Below are 18,822 nucleotides of genomic sequence, written 5' to 3' on the forward strand. Positions count from 1 at the left end.
GAACGTTTTTGAGGACGGTTTATGGCTTTGCAAGTTTTGAACTGAGTAGTTTAGCTAATGACTTTTTAAATGTGCGTTAAATCGGTAATAAACTGTGCTGCATATTGAAGATATTCCTGTTGTGGAGTTCGAATTACATCCCATCTTTTAGCATAGTTAAGGGGCCTGTCGCGTTGTTTAGCGTATGTAAGAACAAGCCGACGCTTGGCACGGGATACACCAACAAAGAAAGCACACAGATTAGAATCTTGATCCCCAAAAAATATTTCGTTCTCAACGGCCAAAATTATCGTTGAGTCGAACTCCAATCCTTTGCTCTTATGGATAGTCAGAATACGCACAGCCTGATCATCAGAGAAACGAGTCAAGGCTTGAGGCAAGTCGGGGGTAAGTTCAAGCAATTCTTCAATGCGCGCTTTGGTATCTCCCACAACTTCACCTAATCTGGCATGTGACTCATAGTCAGGCGAGAGAGCAACAAGAGTCTCCATTCCTATTTTCTTCAAAAATCTACACACAGAATCCCACCATCCCGAAAACGGTTCATCCAACAACTCGGCCATGGCGATGATTTTTCGCTGTTCCTTGAAGAAGCTTTGGAAATTTTGCCTGACGCTAGACTGCACCTCGTCATCGGCAAAGGGAATCAATTGATTCATCAGCCGAATCCAGGCTTTGGGCTCTCGCTGGCCATAGAGACAGGACAAATAGTCAACAACGAGCCTTGCGGCAGGTTCGACAGTAATATCCTGCATCTCCTGCTCATTCCGGTACGGTATTCCCCTAACTTCCAATGCCACCATCAGGTGATTGGCGTAAAGATCTAGTTGTTTGGACACTAATACGGCGATTTCGGATAACGGAACCTGTTCATTTCTTATCCACCCGGCAATCAAATCGGCCAAGTACTCAGCTTCACCCTGGGCATTCTCGAATTGCCACGCGAAGACCTCTCCCTCTTCACCAGCAAGTTGGTGATCTGGCATGACGGAAGCCGGATCGAGCACGCGAATTATCTCGTTCTGCATCCGAAGCAGGCGTGGTTTTGAACGAAAGTTTCGGTACATGTTTAATGGGACCGCTGAAAAATCCCTAGCGAAAGTTTGGAAAATTCCGTCCAATGCACCTGCCCATCCCATGATTTTCTGCTTGGTATCACCGACAGCAGTGAGACGAATGCTCGTACCTTGGAAGGCTACCTTCACGAGTTCATACTGCTGATCCGTGCAGTCCTGGAATTCATCCAAGAAAACATCGCTGTAAGTTTGGCGTATGGCATTTCTTGCGACAGTGGAGGCCTTAAGAATTTGAATTGCTAGCGGTACAAGATCATGAAATGTAATTTGCCTTTTTGTGACTTTTCTTTCGCCAATCGAATAATCCAGATCAAGAGCATCATTACCAGTAAGCACTACTCGGAAGCGATCAATAATACGCTTTGCAAACGCATGAAATGTGTAGCTATCAAAACGGGAAGCCAATTCTTGTCCACAGCGTTGCTGGATTCGCTCCTTCAAGTTTTTGCTGGCGTCAACTTTGAAAGAGATAGCGAGTATTCTCTTCGGATAACGGCAGGTTCCGGTTCGTAGGAGGAAGTCAGCTCTTTGTGCAAGCATTTCCGTCTTGCCCGCGCCCGGCCCCGCCGTCAGTGCAAGACAGCGCGCTTGTTCCTTCGCAGCCCGCAGTGCATTGGGTTCAAGAGTTAGCCCATCCGAAGGCAGCCATGCATCTACAGCAATCACTCGGGCAGTTCCGCAAGCTTGGCGATCACGGCATCAGTGAGTCGTCCAAATGATTCAGGCATGTTCGCCAGCAAATCCTCGTCGCTTAGTTGAGCGAGAGCTTCGATATGAGCAGCGGGCTTGCTGCCCAGTTTAAAAAGCTTGTGATACGTAGAGAAAAGATTTAACTCGTCATAGCTATATTGGGATGGGTCATGATGGCTCTTGCCTAACACGGCTTTAATTGTTGAGTCATCCGGAACTTCCTGCTGAACACCGTAAGCATCTGGGAAAGCAAGGAGCATTGAAAAATCTAAATCCATTGGAAATGAGAAAAACACACCACGCATTTCCAGCTCTGCAAATACACTCTTAGTGCCGTTTTCAAAGAAGTGGTGGGTACGAACAGGTACTTTGTCATCATTCCAATCTGATAAAGAAAAAGTATTTGGCAGAACTTTTTCAGGTTGATATAAGCCAAGTTGGTTATTTACATACTTTATTCTTCCCCAGCCCGCTTGATATCTGCCCACATCTAAATCGAGAAGGGTCAAAAATGGGATTTGCAGTGCTGATAACAGGCGCCAAAAATGATTGACATGCCTACCTCCAAGCGGAGCAATCGTAACCGCTGATTCATCAACTGGCGCACCCTTTGCTTGGAAAAGGCGCGGTAGTACAATTTCTTCGCTATCCCCTTCACCCAACACAACCAAACGTGAGAAGTAAATCTCAGGGAATGCCTGGACAGCCTCGCGTACAAACTTGTGCGCTTCATCGGTTTTAGCGGGTAATTGGATTTTCGTAATTCTTGATTGCCGGGTTTCGGTAAGTCGAAGATATCGAATATGTTCCGGATCGACACGTCGTAACATTGACGGAGCATGCGTAGCGATTAGGGCCTGAGCATCCTCGTTGCTCGTCATGGAGTTCAGAGCGCTGACAATCCGCCCCAGATAGTGAGGCGAGAGGCTGTTCTCTGGTTCCTCAAGGGCAATCAAAGTAAAGACTGGCGGACGCAATTTTTCTGGGTCAAAAGAGCCGTCCTCACCGGCAAGGACAGCACGCCCAATTGCTTGAGATGAAAGAACCAATGACAGATAGAGCATCGACTTCTGGCCGTCACTGAGTCTGGAAAAATCGACAAGATGTTCATCATGTCCAGGCGAGAATGATACGGACAAATGACGAAGCAACGCCTCGATCTCAGATGCCACAAAAGTAATCTTGGGATCTGTAAAGTAGCTGCCTTTATGAAGGGTGCCCCAAGTTTTCTTCAGGTGGGCACTAAAAGCATTGACCGATGGATTAGCAGCCAAACTCTCACTAATCTGGTCGGTGAACCCTTTGACTTCCTCCCGTTCATTTTCCCAGTTCACTGCCCGTAGCAAGCGGCCAAGCAGCGCGTTCGTTCCATATGCTATGTGGTCAGTCGGATCTCTTCTTGCGGGCAGATAGTGGACTTGTATGTGATTTCGTTCAGACCTTGGAACCGTTTGAGGATTTAGAGGCGAACCATCCGGGCCAGCTTCAAGCACATACACAAAAGTCTCATCAATATCCCCATCCAGGCCCATAGTGGCACTTAGGCGATATCGTACCCTAGGAATTCCGTCAGGGTCATCAAGGCGCATGTGACTGAAATGGGGAGCAACGGTCGAGTTATCTTCTTCATCCTCCAACTCGGGGAACACGAAGTCCGCCTCAATCCATAACTGCCTTTCTTCGGGCGCTTCTTGTTCATCGTGCGGGACATGGAAGTCTGAGCGCTGAATACGGCGTAATGATGGATCAAATGCAAACAGTCGGCACAAAGCCTGGAGTGCAGCAGTCTTGCCTGACCCGTTGGGGCCAATCAGATAGGTAATATTTTCCAGTGTCAGTTCTGTTGGTTCAGCACCAAAACTCTGAAAATTTGAAACCCGAATACTGTGCAGTTTCATCCTTTTTTCCTAATACATATGGCCCGAAAAATTAAATCTTCCCGTTCCATGGGTGATTTTTACAGAACAAGAATTCCCTACACTCGAGCCCGTGCACGTTCTCTAGCCTTAAGCTCTATGCGTTGTGATATTTGGCTATACAGCTGGGCTTCCTCATTCTCTCGATCAGTGACAGTCACAACCAAGGCATAGTCTTCTTGTTCGAAACTCAACGCCTCACCCCAATCTCTATCTTGTCGAGTAATTACAACAAACCACTTTTCAGAAGGCTTCGGCTGTTTAATCCGCCAAGTTGAAGATTGAACTGTACCTTTACCTCTTAATTCAGCACTTATGTCCCTATTACTTGTAGCATCATCATTTCTGGTTTTAGTTTCATCCTGAGTACTGTGATTGAAATGCCTTTGAACAGACTCAAGCGACTGATCTTTGACTAACCTAAAAGACATTTTAGTGGCCACATAGTCTATCCTAGTTGTCCTGACCGCTGGACAATAAGACAGAGTAACTCTAATTTCTCTGGAAGCACGCTGAGACCTTAAAAAATCATCGGGAAGCGGCAGTTCGAAAAAGTGATGCGAGTTGTTTTCAATTTTCTCTTCAGCCATTAAGACAACGGCATTTTGTGAAGATCTAAAAAGCTCCCCCTCATCAACAGCACCATAACCAGCTATATCTCTAAACGCATCTCGTCCATTTGCGCTCCTATAAGATTTCTTCATATCTTCAGGAAAGCTGCTTTCAATCTCCGACAGCATATTCGCATGATTAACCAGTAGTGCTCTGAGCAAATTAGCAGAAGCCTTCGGGTAGTTATTCAATAAACGACCTGCAAGATGGGTAATGTAAGGTGCCGCAAAACTTGTTCCGCTAATTTCGCTAAACAATGTGTTCCCAACGAATCGACTATTACAGGTCAGTACCCCCATGCCTCGCATAACTGCATTGAGTTCGTTGCCTGTTCTTATTGGAGAAGCCAAGTTTCCACCCATAGCTACCAGCTCGGGTTTAATTGCACCTTTAATAGTGGGACCGTGACGTGTAAATGGGGATGGTTGATTTTCTGTGGCTGGAGCCAATTGCCCAATTTCAGGATACCGTTGAGCATCGAAAGTCGCATTATGTCGAGCCAAGCTTCCCACCGTTAGAACGTTTAGTGCCGGAGCTGGATCTATGATAATACTTTCGTCAGCTAGAAGGTATTCTGGAAACTCGTCTCTCCAGCTATGTCTTGGCACATCTGGATCGATAGAGCCTGAGAAGTTCCCAGCAGAAACGACAAATAAGATATTGAAGTCCCTAGCCAATTTATCCAAGACATACGCAATTCCTCGAATATGACGATTATCGTAAGGTGCATTGGAATTCCCTAACGACAAATTGAAAATCCGACATTGGTGTTCTTCGACAAAATAGGTTACAGCTTCAATGAGAGTTTTTTCGATAGAACTGGAGTCAAATTCTGCATTCTCATCAAGAATTCTACCATTGAAAATCCAAAGTTCAGGGTGCCAATAATTTGTTGAGTTACACGCTTCCAAGTCACCATACAGAGCTACACCAGCAACAGCAGTGCCATGACCATTCAAATCCATGCCGTCTGTATCACCAATAAAGTCTGCACTTTCCGCAATTGCGGGTGCCAACAGGGGGTGGTTAGTATTTACTCCGCTATCAAGGACGCAAACTCTTGCAGCTTGATGAGTAGGGGATTGTATTCCTTCAGGAATTCTATTGATGTCACAATTTAGTTGGCTATAGCGAATACCGCTCTTGGGGGGGAGATCAACAAGTCTGACATCAGAGTGATTCAGCAGTAGATTAGCCTGACTAGAGTTAACCTCCAAACGGTACATTACTAAGCTATCAAGGTTAACTTTATCTGTTCGCCGTATTCCGTTATGAGCTAGCCAACGCTCAAATGCATCACAAGTGCTTAATCTCTCTGGGTGATGAGCAACAGCTACAGGCCAAAGCTCTACATCTAAGAGAAACTTCTCTGACCTTGGTAAGCCATGCCTTCTTAGAGCCCAACTTTTCCGGTCATCACTTGTCCAGTTATCGATTCCCTCTATGGCCTCGAGAATCTGCTTGTACGTCAATTCTGTCTCGTCCAAACCTAAGCGTTGCAGGTGATCTTCAAACACAGTCATTCCGGTTTCATCAACAAAAACAACACACAGATGATTGTCTTCTTGGCTTACAAACTCGATACCATGTTTGTTTAGATGGGTAATATCGAGAAGTCCTGTATAACGAATTTTCAGTACAAAATTACCCGGACGTGACGTTTGCTGACTTTGTGCGAATCTGATTGATTCAGTTAAGTCTCTAGATAATTTTTGACCATGCCCCCGAAGATCACCTCGTGGATGTTTTGGGATATTGACTTTCCTTGTTCTACGTTCATTTTCAAGCAGTTCTCTTTCAATCTTAAGATGTTCATAATTAGCCATTCCTAGTCCCTTTTTTAACTTTCTCGAGAAGCTGCTTGCTTCAAGTCCTTAACGGTCAAAAATTCCTGACTACGTAGGATCATCCTTTTTACTGCTCTACGAACAATACGTTCAATATCAGCGCCACTCTTTGTAGAAAATATCCCGAGGATAGATTTATCATCTAACTCAAATTGGCGACGTACACCACGCAATTTGAGTGAAAGAATTTGTTGTATTTGCAGCTCATCAGGTAATGGGAAGTCAATTTTTTCATCGAAGCGTCGCCAGATAGCACTGTCTAAAATGTGCTCATGGTTTGTAGCTGCTAAAATTAGACTCTTCCCTTGATAAGCGTCCATCATCTGAAGCACTGCGTTAACGACGCGGCGTAACTCACCATGTTCACCTGAGTCAGAACGTTCTTTGCCTATGGCGTCAAATTCATCAAATAAAACCACCATAGAATGTTCAGAAACAAAATCAAAAACTTTGCGAAGATTCGCGGCTGTTTCACCCAAAAAAGAAGATACCAACGCATCGAGACGAACAATTGCAAGAGGTAAATCAAGCTCAAAAGCAATGACCTCAGCTGCTAAGGTTTTCCCGCAACCTGGAGGACCATGAAAAATAATTTTTCCAGAAGGCTTCATTCCAAAACTTCTCAGTACATCGACACGGCGGTGTTCCTCAAGAAGTTCCTCGATGGGTGCGATACTAGATTCAGGTAAAACCATTTCTTCTATTGGTCGCTGAGCTTGTCGAACATCTAAAAGTGGTAGTCCTCGCTCTTTATCTACAGGAGGAGTAGGCAAAGCGTTACGTCCATTTTGTTTAAGCGGTCTTAAATGCTCACCATACAATATCTGCTCAAGATCATTTGCAAGAAGGTGATGTTGCTTTTGACGCTCATCTTGAATAACAGCTTCTGAAGCAAGCCGAAAGGCCTCGGAATCACCAATGGTTCCAGCCCTAATCAACTGTCTCAGTATTTTACCGTTAGCCACTATTATTCCCCTTTGCAATGTTCATTTATAATCGAATTACTCAGTCGTTTATCGTATTAAATACTAATTATTTCATCATATTAATAACGATTTAAAATAATCAGACGTAACTACTTAGTATTATCTGAGGCTATGATGGTGCTTAGCCCATTCGATTTTGCATAATCCAAAATTAGTATTTCTATCATAGACGCTTGAGAGCGATGTTCTTTTTCCGCTGCTGCTTTTAGCAACAGCTTGATTTCTTTAGATGTTCGTATTGACAAAGTCTCTTCTTTGGAACGCGACACTGTGCTTCTCCATGATAAATAAGCAATACAATGTACTGCATTATGCGTACATTGTATACTGTTTATTGAACTCATTACCGATAGCATGGATAGCGATATAGTGCCCCTTCGAGAGGGGCTGGTTGATGGGAGCCTAGTTGGCTAGTTGGCGGGGTTATCTGTTTCCTCTTCAGTGATATCGTCATCGGTTGAAGGCACCGCTTGCTCAACTTCTGCTTCTTTACCCTTAGCTTGGGCTGATTTTCGTGCTCGAATTTCGATATCAATAATGCGTCGTGCAAGTTTGATAATGCGCTGTTGCCATGCGTAGTTGCCATCAACGCGTTGCTTGTTGCTAAGCACGCTAGATAACCAGAGTGTGTCCATTGAGATCATCAACGCATCGAGTTTGCGCACTAAGCCAACAAACTGGCCAACCTGAGGCGAGCTGATTTTGGCGTTGAAGGTAATCGGATCGGTGTAGTCAGGTACTTCATCGATACCGTTGGACTCCATCAGTTTGTCCAAACGAGCTTGTTCGTTGTCTACCGCCATAGCGCAATCCTCGATCAGCTGGCTAATGATCTGTTCCACTTCATCAATTTCGTTCTCATCGCCAATGATGCGTAGGATGACATCGATTCCGTAGAGCGCACTGACCGTGCGCCTAAAAACACGGTCAACGACACGTTGCGCCTGTAAGCTGTTAATTGTGAATGATTGTTCAAAGATGGGTTTTGAGTAATTGGGTTTTGCTTGGGCCATAAGTTTGCTCCTGATATGACAATAATCAGTCCCTAGACTAATCCTCTGTGAGGTAATGGCCTTTCAGCTAGGTGGAAGAATTGAGCATCTTTCTAACTATCCTGTCTGGATAAGACGGTTACACTGACTATCAAATATTGCTGATCTGTTTCAGTGATATCTGCGCCTGAGAGCATGAGCTCAAAGGAAGCCCGCCGCTGAGTTTTCTCAGTGGTACTAAGAGGTAGCTAGCCTCCTTAAACAAATAGCCTGCATGTTTTTACATGCTCAACCATGCGTTCCTTACGGTTCGCCTTTTCACCACCCAGCTGGGGGAGTTTTCCCCAGTTGGGGGTGACTCCTTCAAAACCAACATAAGGAGTCACCAATGGAATATATCTTCGGATTTATTATCCAAATCGCAGGCATTATGTTGCTTGCAAAACTGAGCTGGTCGCTTTTGCGATTGCTTGCTCGTCAAAGCGTGCGCCCGTTTCGATTTGTACTTACTCAAATCAAGCGATTGCTCACACCAACACCAAAACGTCGTCCAATGGCAGTGCCTAAAGCTCCTGGTATGCCCCGTTTGACATCTGCGTTTTACAAAGAGCCACATCAGTACGACATGGCTTTACTCGAAATACCAACCTATCTGCGTCGTCAGTCTTCTTTGCCCAGCCGGGTAGAAGCGACTGTGTGCACAGAGTTCAACTAAGACGAGGAGAACATCATGAAAAACCAAGTAACACTCATAGGCTACGTTGGCTCTGAGCCAGAGACGCGAGCCTATCCATCAGGTGATTTGGTGACCAGCATTTCGCTGGCCACTTCTGAGAAATGGCGCGACCGTCAATCCAATGAGCTCAAAGAGCATACGGAATGGCATCGGGTCGTTTTTCGAGATCGTGGTGGATTTAAGTTAGGGCTCAGGGCAAAAGATTTAATCCAAAAAGGAGCAAAGCTTTTTGTTCAAGGGCCTCAGCGCACGCGCTCATGGGAGAAAGATGGCATTAAACATCGATTGACCGAAGTGGACGCGGACGAGTTTCTGCTTCTTGATAGTGTGAACAAAGCATCTGAGCCATCACCGGCGGATGATGCGGGCTCCCAAACTAATTGGGCACAAACTTATCCTGAACCAGATTTTTAACCGAGCGAAAACGCTTTAACCCAGCCGGGAGTACTTTCCCGTCAGGGGCAGACTCCCACTTTGATTGTCGGAGTCCACAATGGAAAAACCAAAGCTAATCCAACGCTTTGCTGAGCGCTTTAGTGTCGATCCAAACAAGTTGTTCGATACCCTAAAAGCAACAGCATTCAAGCAACGTGACGGTAGTGCACCGACCAATGAGCAGATGATGGCGCTCTTGGTGGTTGCAGATCAGTACGGCTTGAACCCTTTCACCAAAGAGATTTTTGCGTTCCCTGATAAGCAAGCTGGAATTATTCCAGTGGTAGGTGTCGATGGCTGGTCTCGCATCATCAATCAACACGACCAGTTTGATGGCATGGAGTTTAAGACTTCAGAAAACAAAGTCTCACTGGATGGCGCGAAAGAATGCCCGGAATGGATGGAATGCATCATCTACCGGCGCGACCGTTCGCACCCAGTCAAAATCACTGAGTATCTGGATGAAGTCTATCGACCGCCTTTTGAAGGTAACGGCAAAAATGGCCCTTATCGTGTAGATGGTCCATGGCAGACGCACACTAAGCGAATGCTAAGACATAAATCCATGATCCAGTGTTCTCGCATTGCGTTTGGCTTTGTGGGAATTTTCGATCAAGACGAAGCGGAGCGAATTATCGAAGGCCAAGCAACACATGTTGTTGAGCCATCTGTGATTCCACCCGAGCAAGTTGATGATCGAACCCGAGGGCTTGTTTACAAGCTTATCGAGCGGGCGGAAGCTTCAAACGCTTGGAATAGTGCATTGGAATATGCCAATGAACATTTTCAAGGTGTTGAACTGACGTTTGCGAAACAAGAAATATTTAATGCACAGCAACAAGCAGCGAAAGCGCTCACACAGCCTTTAGCTTCTTAGCGCCACGCATTTAGTTTACTAACCCTGGCGGGATTATTCTCCCGTCAGGGGGAAGGTCTCGTCTTTTTTTGGAGATCTTCCATGACTAAATCAGCCTCACTTTTTCGCTTGGTATTGGTTGTTGCCTTTGTCTTAGGGTCGATTCAAGCCGGTAAAGCGGCAATTGATTCGGTTCAAGCAAGTGTTGTTCAGCACCAAACAGCGTTAGCACAAGCTGCAAAGTAACCACTTAACCCTGAAGGGGAGTTCTCTCCTTCGGGGGAGTCTCCCCTCAAAGGAGGCAATATGAAGGTTATCGACCTATCACAACGTACTCCTGCATGGCACCAGTGGCGCATTGCAGGGGTTACGGCATCTGAAGCCCCAATTATTATGGGGCGTTCACCCTACAAAACACCTTGGCGATTATGGGCAGAAAAAACTGGATTCGTTTTACCGGAAGACCTGTCGAATAATCCAAATGTGCTTCGCGGTATACGGTTGGAGCCTCAAGCAAGGCGAGCATTTGAGAATGCGCACAATGACTTTCTTTTGCCGTTATGTGCTGAAGCCGATCATAACGCAATCTTTCGAGCCAGCTTTGATGGCATCAACGATGCGGGCGAACCCGTTGAATTGAAATGTCCTTGTCAGTCAGTTTTTGAGGATGTGCAAGCTCACCGAGAACAAAGTGAGGCGTACCAGTTGTATTGGGTGCAGGTACAACATCAAATACTGGTCGCCAATAGCACGCGTGGTTGGTTGGTATTCTATTTTGAGGATCAACTGGTTGAGTTTGAAATACAACGAGACGCGGCGTTCTTAACTGAGTTGCAAGAAACAGCGCTTCAGTTTTGGGAGTTAGTACAGACCAAAAAAGAACCGTCAAAATGCCCTGAGCAAGATTGTTTTGTTCCCAAGGGTGAAGCGCAATACCGCTGGACATCGCTGTCTCGCCAGTATTGCTCAGCACATGCCGAAGTGGTTCGACTGGAAAATCACATTAAATCTTTGAAAGAGGACATGCGAGACGCTCAGTCGAAATTGGTCGCCATGATGGGTAACTACGCTCATGCGGATTATGCTGGGGTCAAACTCAGCCGCTACATGATGGCGAGTACGGTGGACTATAAGCAATTGGCCACCGATAAATTAGGCGAACTGGACGAACAGGTTTTAGCCGCTTACCGAAAAGCGCCACAAGAGCGGTTGCGTATCAGCACCAATAAGCCAGAGCAGCCCGTTGAAACACCAATCAAAATCAGCCTTGAGCAAGAGAACTTGGTTCTGCCAGGTGACTCGCCGAGCTCATTTTATTTTTAACGTTCACTTGGAGCCGATTTCGGCTCCTTTCTCATGCGCTTACATCGAGTGCATCAGAAAGCAGTTTCACTCGTAGCCAATGCTGGGTACGAATGATAGAGCGAGCTGAACTCTTACATACACAGCCATACCACAATCCACACACCACCCGACGGGGACTTCATTCCCTGTTGGGGCATGGGGCCTCGTTAAAACTAATGAGGTTTACCATGACTGAACATTCCCCATTTTTGGTTCAAGTGAATCAAGCGTTTAATGTCCCGGCTCCTGATGCTTTCGTTCTGGAAGGATTTAGTGCCGACACTACCCATCCAAACATTCCCGTTCGTAAGGACGAGTATGTTTTTAGAAAAGAAGACTTACGTGACGTATTGGCGTTCTTGTCTAACCCAGACGGTGACGGTTTGTATATTACAGGCCCCACCGGATGCGGTAAGACCTCGCTAATTTGCCAAGTTGCTTCTCGATTGAATTGGCCTGTTCAGCAAATTACTGCGCACGGTCGATTGGAGTTGTCCGATCTTATCGGTCACCACACACTGGTTAATGGCAACATGACCTTTGTGTATGGACCACTGGCACTGGCTGTCAAGCATGGCCATTTGCTGATCATTAATGAAATGGATCTTGCTGAGCCAGCTGAACTGGCTGGGCTCAATGACATTTTGGAAGGTGCCCCGTTGGTCATCGCACAAAATGGCGGAGAGATCATCATGCCACATATCAAGTTTCGTTTTATCGCTACCGGCAACAGTGCGGGCAGCGGTGACCAAACGGGCTTGTATCAAGGTGTGCTCCAACAGAATTTGGCTTTCCTTGATCGCTTTAGAATCATTGAAGCGACCTATGCAGAGCCATCTGTAGAAGAAGCCATTCTGGAGAACGTTGCGCCGGGCTTGCCAGAAGTCTTTCGCCAAAAAATGGTGAAAGTAGCTGGTGACATTCGTCGTCTTTTTATTGGGGGCGCGGATGGCGGTGCTGAGCTTAGTATCACCATGTCCACTCGGACCTTGGTGCGCTGGGCAAAGTTAACACTTGCTTTTAAAGGCGCTCCTAACGCAGTGGAATATGCACTGGTTCGGTCTTTGACGGCTCGTGCTGAGTTGGAGCAACGTGAAGCCATTCACCGTATTGCCGCTGATGTCTTCGGTGATCACTGGGAGGATTGATGATGGAAAAGTGCTTTGCTCTTTACCGTTACAGTCATTCTGATGGGACAGCCAAAGAATGGGCCATTTACGTTGGATCAGATAACCAGGAGATTGAAGTTCGATTTGGAAAAGCAGGTCAACTGTCGCAGCAGCGATTGATTGATTCGACTGATCCTAACGCTGAAGCAGACCGACGAATCAATGAGAAAATCAACAAGGGTTATCGACTTGTTGGACAAGTCGGCATTGATCATCAAGGGCGGCCATTTGAACTCTCAAATGCGCTAGATAGCGTCGCGTGTGCCAATAACGTCAGTTGGGAGTTTCGTACTCGCAAGGACGTCAATGGCCAAATATCGCTGGCGCAAAAAGCGTTGTTCGATATGGCAAAGCTGCTTGAAGCCTATGGCTTGGCTGTTATTGATGATAACCAGGTCAGGATTGGAGAATGGTCATTAGGGTTTTGCAAAAGCGGATTACCTAGTACCAATCAAATCAGCATGGTGTCAGGTGAAGGCGCTGGCATTGTTAACACTGATGATGGCCCGTGGCCATTGTTGCTGTTACTGGCCTTTAAGCGTCAATTACCACCACTGTGTTCGCTCACAGTAGCGAGTCCTGAAGGGATAGAAGTATCTGACCAACTGAAGTTGGAAAAAGATGTATTGAGGCTGTTAGGCAGTGATTTAGAGCGGGTTCGCCCGATAGCTGAAGCACTGGATTTAATGCCTGCGAAAATCGATCTCAACCAATCGTCGCCTGATTCGCAAAATTACTATTTCTGATAGTGGTATTGCCATTAGCGCGTCAACTACTACCACCCAAACGGGGGCCATTGCTCCTGTTGGGAGTGGTGCGTCCCCATCTTACATGAGGATGCACTATGAGTATTCAAACCCTCGACAAACTTTTGATTTGTCACATCGACTGTTCCATCTGGAGCGGTAGAAAAAAACTAAGGCCTGAAGATTTCAGATTAGCCAATGGCAGCCAACTTCCACCGAAGGATGTTGCCAGCTTAGGGAGTAAAAAAATTTGCGACCCTGAGGCATTGGCGAACTTTGAACGGCTTAAGAAAGAAGCGCAGCGCTTGTGTGAGCAAGTCGGTGTGCGGTTTTTAGGTGGCTATGCCGTCCCTGAAGACCGAATTGATCAGATTGTTCCAGAGCTTGACCGGATCGGTCAGGAGTTTGCGCAGTGCAAGCAGTTGTTCTTGGACAACTATGATCAGGTGACGTTTGACTGGGTTGCAAAACACCCGGAATTTGCAGATGCAATCCGACGTGCATTATCACCCATCGAAGACGTGGAACAACGGCTTCAGTTCGATTATGCCATCTATCGAATGCAACCGGCTGACCAAGCTGGTGGCTTAGATGACAAGGTCAATGGTATGGGACACACCCTCTTTAGGGAGGTGGCTCGTGATGCCAATGAACTGTTTGAGCGTTCCGTTGCAGGTAAGAATCAAATCAGCCAGCGAGCCCTTAATCCTCTCAAACGGTTAAGAGACAAGTTGGATGGTTTGTCATTCCTGGATCATCGAGTTCAGCCGATGGTCGAAGCGATGGACAATTTATTTGTTCGTCTGCCGAAGACCGGCCCTGTGACAGACAATCTCTATCACGAACTGATGGCGACCATTTTAATTTTGTCTGATCCAGACAAGATGAGAATGCACGGTGAAGGTCAATTGGATATCAGACAACTGATGCCCAAACCTGAACCTAAACCCGCACAGCCAGTATCTGCTCAGGCAGATAACTTAAGTGCAATACCACAACCAACCGTCAGACCAAACCTTGGTTCGACTGTACCAAACTCATTTTATTTCTAACGTCCTTGAGGGCATGTTGCCCTTAAGGGCGCATGTCCTCTGAACTATGTAAGAGGAAATTATGCAATCAACCATCCATAACCCCAGCCAACTGAACCAGTTTGAAGCACATTTTCGTGGTGTGACTGATGCGGTTGAAGGTGAATCGATACCAGAAGTGGCGTGTTGTCGAACGTTAGTACAACGGTCGTACCCAACACATAGTGTCGTGATCCCCAAGAACCCTGTGCTGATCGCAGATGCGGACGCACAAGGAGCTTGGGTAACGGCCATGGTATTTGTTCCAAACATGGCATTGCAGCAAACCGCTCATGAGCGAGCTTGGCTGCAATATCAACACGAGGTGTCTACTCAGTTACAAGACCAGTACGGTCTGACATTGGATGACATCCTGAGTTTAGACCAGCTTAAAACGTCATTTGAGCAGCACGAGAGTCCAGCCCAATTGGTGGCTTGGTTAGGTCAAAAATACGACCTGGATAAGCTAAAAGCACAGGTTTAAACACTTACATTCCCAGCGGGGAAACGCTCCCGCTGAGGGAGTATTCCCCCTAATGATTAGGAGACTCCCATGAATCATCCATTAAAAAACGCACTGCCAATCGTTGCCGCTGCTTATGGCGAAAAGTTTGGTGTGAAGGTGCTTATTCAAGGACAAGATGCGTTTACCGATGGTGAGCGGATTGTGATCCCAACAGCAAACCCAGACGACCCACACTATCAACAGATAGCTTGGGGTTATCTGGCTCATGAAGCGGCGCATATTCGGCATACCAATTTTGACATGGTGCAGAAGGCGTCGTCCAAGCCGATCCGTAAGGCACTTCTCAATATCATTGAGGACGTTCGCATTGAAAACGAATTGGCAAAGGATTACCCCGGAACCCGGCGCAGTATTTCGCAAGTGATTGAGTACATGGTGGACACACAGCAAATGTGTGTACCTGAACAGCCTGAGCCTGCATCTAACTTGCAAGCATGGTTGTTGTTCCGTTTGAGATGCCATTTTCTCGGTCAGAAAGCACTGACGCCTTTGTATCAAGCAGTCGATGAAAGAGTGAGACAACTCTTTCCTGCCGCAGCGATGAGCCGGTTAAGCGCCATGCTGACAGCAGTGCCTAGCCTGGCATCTACAGGTGAAGTGCTGAAACTTGTCGATGCCATTGTTGCCATGTTGGAGGAAGAATCTCGTCCACCACAGGATGAGTCGGATGCTGATAGCGGTAATGACATTGGACAAGATGCGAGTAATGACAGCAATAACAGTAGTGACAGTCAAACCCCAGAAACAGACTCGTCTGCAACAGGGGATGCTGCTGAAACGAGTGATTCAGATAACTCTGATCAAGCTGACAATTTGCGACAAGCCTTAGAGGCCAGTGCCGCTCAGTTTGAACCCGATACCTTTGCACAAGTGGCAGAAGTGTTGTCGGAACAAGCTGAAGGACATCAGGGCGTCACACCACTCAGTTTGCCCCAAGCAGAGCAGGCTATGTTGGGTGATGAGGCCATTTTGACCTTATCGGCGTCTGAGTCCGCTCAAATTCGAGCCAGGCTTAGGGGCATGGTTCAGTCCAGTCAGGACAATCGGAATCATGCCAAACGGCACGGTCTTCGAGTTGCAACCCATCGTCTTGCCGCCTCACAAGCAGGTGAATCGAGATTGTTTATTCAAAGGCAGCCGCGCATTGCGCCTAATGCTGCTGTGCACTTGCTTGTCGATATATCGGGCTCAATGGGTAAACCCATTGGCGAAGGTAATCGAAAGTACTTTCATGTTGCCAATGAAGCCGCTTTGGCTTTAGCCATGGCACTGGAAGGCATACCGGGTGTTGTACCTGCGGTCAGTTATTTTCCGGGTATTCATCAGGAAGTTTCTATCGCGTTATTGCCCAAGCAATCGGTTCGACATCGGGCCGCCTGTTTTGACCAAAAACCACGAGGTTGTACGCCTATGGCACAAGCGATGTGGTTTGCGGCAAACAGTTTGTTAGCGCAAAAACAGAAGCGAAAGCTAATGATAGTGCTAACGGATGGTGACCCAGATGATTGGGCTGCCACGCATGACATTGTTGACCGGTGCAGACGAAGTGGCTTTGAGCTGCTGGGAATAGGGATTCAAACACGCAGTGTTGAGAAATTCTTTCCTCAAAGCATCGTGATTAACGACGTCAAAGATCTGAAGCGTGAGTTATTCGAAGTAACACAACAACTGTTAATTCAGTAACCACATCAATTTTACCACCCTGCGGGGACGATTCCGTCCCCTTCAGGGCATGGGTTCGTCTCCGCTTTTTTTTGGAGACTCCTATGAAAAACAAAAAGTTCTTAGCTGGCGAAGAGGCCGGTACTTATATCGTTCCTGAGCAAGTGACTGAAGCGGATATCTTAGATATGGCGCTTAAGCTTGCCCGTAGTCGATTGAGTAAAGGTCGAAAAATTGAACAGCCATCGTCGGCGTTCTCATACCTGCAAACACTGATGCACGAGTATGAGCACGAAGTCTTTGGCGTGCTGTTTCTTGATACAAAGCATCGCGTTATTCGATTTGAAGAGCTATTTAAAGGCACTTTAGATGCGGCGAGCGTATATCCAAGGGAAGTAATAAAGCGGGCATTGAAACTTAATGCGGCAGCAGTGATACTGGTTCATAACCATCCATCGGGTGATCCTGAACCCAGTGAAGCTGATAAACGCATCACTCATCGACTTCGTGACGCCTTGTCACTTGTTGATATTCGAACGCTTGACCATGTCGTGGTCGCATCCGAGGGCTGCGTTTCGCTTGCCGAACGCGGTTATCTGTAATGAATGGGCGTATTGCCCATTCTCCTACATCACAAAAGCAGTCCCATCAGCACACATCAGCACAGCTCGAATTTCTATTTGAGTTTGATGATGCCCCAGTCACTTGGTCTGACACGGAAATCTGGCAGTTACGCGAAGGCATTCTATTGGATGCGATCCGAGTATTGCTGGACGGTCGTGTCAGCACTCGGTTGCGCAAGGATGTGTTGTCGTGGATTCAAAATGACGAATTAGCGCCATTTTGCTTTCGTGTTTGCGCAATGGCTGCGGTTGTCGATCCTGATGTGCTTCGTGATTCCATCATGTGGCTATTAAGACGACATGGTATCCAGCTTGACTAACGTTCCTGCATTAACCAAACGGCTCAATGCAGGACCCAAGCTGACTTTTACCACCAGTGGTAGGAGTCGGCTTTTAACTTAAGGAGGTTATATGGCGTTACCTTTACAAATTGAAACAGTAAGGCCATATCTTAATGGCCAATGGCTTCAAGTATTAGCGGCATTGGTGCCAGAACTTGATGCCGCCATTGCTCGAAAAGGCCGTCATGTGGCGTGTCCTGTTCATGGCGGTCGTGATGGCTTTAGGCTATTCAAAGATGCTGAATATACCGGAGGTGGCGTTTGTAACACCTGCGGTATCTTTCATGATGGCTTTGAACTGTTGTCTTGGATTAATGGATGGAACTTTGCTCAGTCTATTGAAGCAATCGGCCAAGTTCTAGGTATTCAACCCGGACAAATACAAGCGCCTACTCGGCCAATACCGAGTAACGCTGTTGATTGGAAGGCTAAAAAGCAGGAAGAGGACAAAGCGATTATCTATCGCTTGAATCAAACCTGGGGAGAAACGTTTTCTCTTGCAGATACTCGTGCGCAACCAGTTTGGAACTACATGCATCGTCGTGGCATTGTTATCCGGCTTCGTCCTGAATGGGATTCGGTGCTGAGGTTTCATCCAAACTTGCCTTACCATGATGAAGATGGCCAGTTTATCGATAGCTACCCAGCACTGCTAGGTAAAATCGTTACTCAGCAAGGGCGTTCGGCCACGTTCCATCGGATCTACCTAAGTAAAGATGGATTCAAAGCGCCGGTTGAAAAGCCTAAAAAGATGATGCCGATACCAAGTGACAGAACAATCACAGGTGGTGCCATTCCGATAGGTGAGCCTGGTGAAGTACTAGGTGTTTCTGAAGGCATCGAAACAGCTTTAGCGGTTACCAGAGCTACGGGACAAACATGTTGGTCGGTTGTGAATGCAACGCTACTGGCTAGGTTTGAACCACCAAGTAATGTGAAAATGCTGTACATCTGGGCAGATCACGATCTCTCTGAGACCAGCCTGAATGCAGCGAATGAACTCAAGAAAAAAGCCTGGCAAAAAGGCATTCTGACACAAGTCCTGATCCCTCCGATACCAACGTCACTTGGCGTGAAAAGTTGGGATTGGAATGATGTGCTGAATGTTTACGGTGCCATGGGCTTTCCTAAAGTTCATATCTAATCCAAGGGGCTTCGGCCCCTTTTTTTGCGCCTTGCATATTTGAAAAAACAT

At 46.6% G+C, this 18,822-nt stretch carries 18 protein-coding genes; 13 read left to right on the top strand and 5 right to left on the bottom strand.

From position 1 onward, the window contains the following. Window positions 1-65 precede the first annotated feature (65 nt). The 5 genes from JIG41_RS02070 to JIG41_RS02090 all read right to left on the bottom strand — a co-directional run bounded on the left by JIG41_RS02070 (window position 66) and on the right by JIG41_RS02090 (window position 8,140). On the bottom strand, window positions 66-1,742 hold the full coding sequence (locus tag JIG41_RS02070; RefSeq protein ID WP_015066574.1) for a UvrD-helicase domain-containing protein: 1,677 nt from the start codon (window positions 1,740-1,742) through the stop codon (window positions 66-68). Next, on the bottom strand, window positions 1,739-3,664 hold the full coding sequence (locus tag JIG41_RS02075; RefSeq protein WP_015066575.1) for an ATP-dependent endonuclease: 1,926 nt from the start codon (window positions 3,662-3,664) through the stop codon (window positions 1,739-1,741). Before JIG41_RS02075 ends, JIG41_RS02070 begins: the two co-directional genes overlap by 4 nt. Window positions 3,665-3,741: 77 nt before the next feature. Further along, the gene (locus tag JIG41_RS02080; protein ID WP_015066576.1) at window positions 3,742-6,120 is read right to left on the bottom strand and encodes a S8 family peptidase; all 2,379 of its coding nucleotides are present in this window, start codon (window positions 6,118-6,120) and stop codon (window positions 3,742-3,744) included. Window positions 6,121-6,134: 14 nt separating this feature from the next. Next, the gene (locus tag JIG41_RS02085) at window positions 6,135-7,106 is read right to left on the bottom strand and encodes an AAA family ATPase (protein WP_020744900.1); all 972 of its coding nucleotides are present in this window, start codon (window positions 7,104-7,106) and stop codon (window positions 6,135-6,137) included. Window positions 7,107-7,537: 431 nt separating this feature from the next. Then, a complete protein-coding gene (locus JIG41_RS02090) occupies window positions 7,538-8,140 on the bottom strand; it encodes a hypothetical protein (RefSeq protein ID WP_015066579.1) in 603 nt (200 codons plus the stop codon). Window positions 8,141-8,507: 367 nt separating this feature from the next. Between JIG41_RS02090 and JIG41_RS02095 the strand changes: the two genes are divergently transcribed. The 13 genes from JIG41_RS02095 (at window position 8,508) to JIG41_RS02155 (ending at window position 18,771) form a co-directional block, all read left to right on the top strand. Then, the gene (locus tag JIG41_RS02095) at window positions 8,508-8,834 is read left to right on the top strand and encodes a hypothetical protein (RefSeq protein ID WP_000455722.1); all 327 of its coding nucleotides are present in this window, start codon (window positions 8,508-8,510) and stop codon (window positions 8,832-8,834) included. A gap of 15 nt (window positions 8,835-8,849) precedes the next feature. Continuing rightward, on the top strand, window positions 8,850-9,269 hold the full coding sequence (locus JIG41_RS02100; RefSeq protein ID WP_000795986.1) for a single-stranded DNA-binding protein: 420 nt from the start codon (window positions 8,850-8,852) through the stop codon (window positions 9,267-9,269). 79 nt (window positions 9,270-9,348) lie between these two features. Then, the gene (gene bet, locus JIG41_RS02105; protein WP_000414662.1) at window positions 9,349-10,167 is read left to right on the top strand and encodes a phage recombination protein Bet; all 819 of its coding nucleotides are present in this window, start codon (window positions 9,349-9,351) and stop codon (window positions 10,165-10,167) included. A gap of 81 nt (window positions 10,168-10,248) precedes the next feature. Then, complete coding sequence (locus JIG41_RS02110; protein WP_199524196.1) at window positions 10,249-10,392, top strand: hypothetical protein; 144 nt, start codon at window positions 10,249-10,251, stop codon at window positions 10,390-10,392. A 60-nt stretch (window positions 10,393-10,452) separates the two neighbouring features. After that, window positions 10,453-11,469: a YqaJ viral recombinase family protein gene (locus JIG41_RS02115; protein WP_199524197.1), complete on the top strand. Its 1,017-nt coding sequence runs from the start codon at window positions 10,453-10,455 to the stop codon at window positions 11,467-11,469. 209 nt (window positions 11,470-11,678) lie between these two features. After that, a complete protein-coding gene (locus JIG41_RS02120; protein ID WP_199524198.1) occupies window positions 11,679-12,638 on the top strand; it encodes an AAA family ATPase in 960 nt (319 codons plus the stop codon). After that, on the top strand, window positions 12,638-13,405 hold the full coding sequence (locus tag JIG41_RS02125; RefSeq protein ID WP_025574387.1) for a hypothetical protein: 768 nt from the start codon (window positions 12,638-12,640) through the stop codon (window positions 13,403-13,405). The genes JIG41_RS02120 and JIG41_RS02125 overlap by 1 nt, the downstream gene beginning before the upstream one ends. A gap of 98 nt (window positions 13,406-13,503) precedes the next feature. After that, window positions 13,504-14,457, top strand: a complete 954-nt coding sequence (locus tag JIG41_RS02130; protein ID WP_033931126.1) for a DUF3150 domain-containing protein — start codon at window positions 13,504-13,506, stop codon at window positions 14,455-14,457. A gap of 61 nt (window positions 14,458-14,518) precedes the next feature. Then, complete coding sequence (locus JIG41_RS02135; RefSeq protein ID WP_199524199.1) at window positions 14,519-14,959, top strand: hypothetical protein; 441 nt, start codon at window positions 14,519-14,521, stop codon at window positions 14,957-14,959. A gap of 69 nt (window positions 14,960-15,028) precedes the next feature. Continuing rightward, entirely contained in the window at window positions 15,029-16,684 is a 1,656-nt protein-coding gene (locus tag JIG41_RS02140; RefSeq protein WP_199524200.1) for a VWA domain-containing protein, read from the top strand. A gap of 83 nt (window positions 16,685-16,767) precedes the next feature. Further along, a complete protein-coding gene (gene radC, locus JIG41_RS02145; protein ID WP_188727049.1) occupies window positions 16,768-17,265 on the top strand; it encodes a RadC family protein in 498 nt (165 codons plus the stop codon). Then, complete coding sequence (locus tag JIG41_RS02150) at window positions 17,265-17,606, top strand: hypothetical protein (RefSeq protein WP_011788518.1); 342 nt, start codon at window positions 17,265-17,267, stop codon at window positions 17,604-17,606. The genes radC and JIG41_RS02150 overlap by 1 nt, the downstream gene beginning before the upstream one ends. A 91-nt stretch (window positions 17,607-17,697) precedes the next feature. Next, on the top strand, window positions 17,698-18,771 hold the full coding sequence (locus tag JIG41_RS02155; protein WP_063529582.1) for a primase-helicase zinc-binding domain-containing protein: 1,074 nt from the start codon (window positions 17,698-17,700) through the stop codon (window positions 18,769-18,771). Window positions 18,772-18,822: the final 51 nt, after the last annotated feature.

Source organism: Pseudoalteromonas sp. bablab_jr011 (genome assembly GCF_016464045.1).
Lineage (GTDB): Bacteria > Pseudomonadota > Gammaproteobacteria > Enterobacterales > Alteromonadaceae > Pseudoalteromonas > Pseudoalteromonas lipolytica.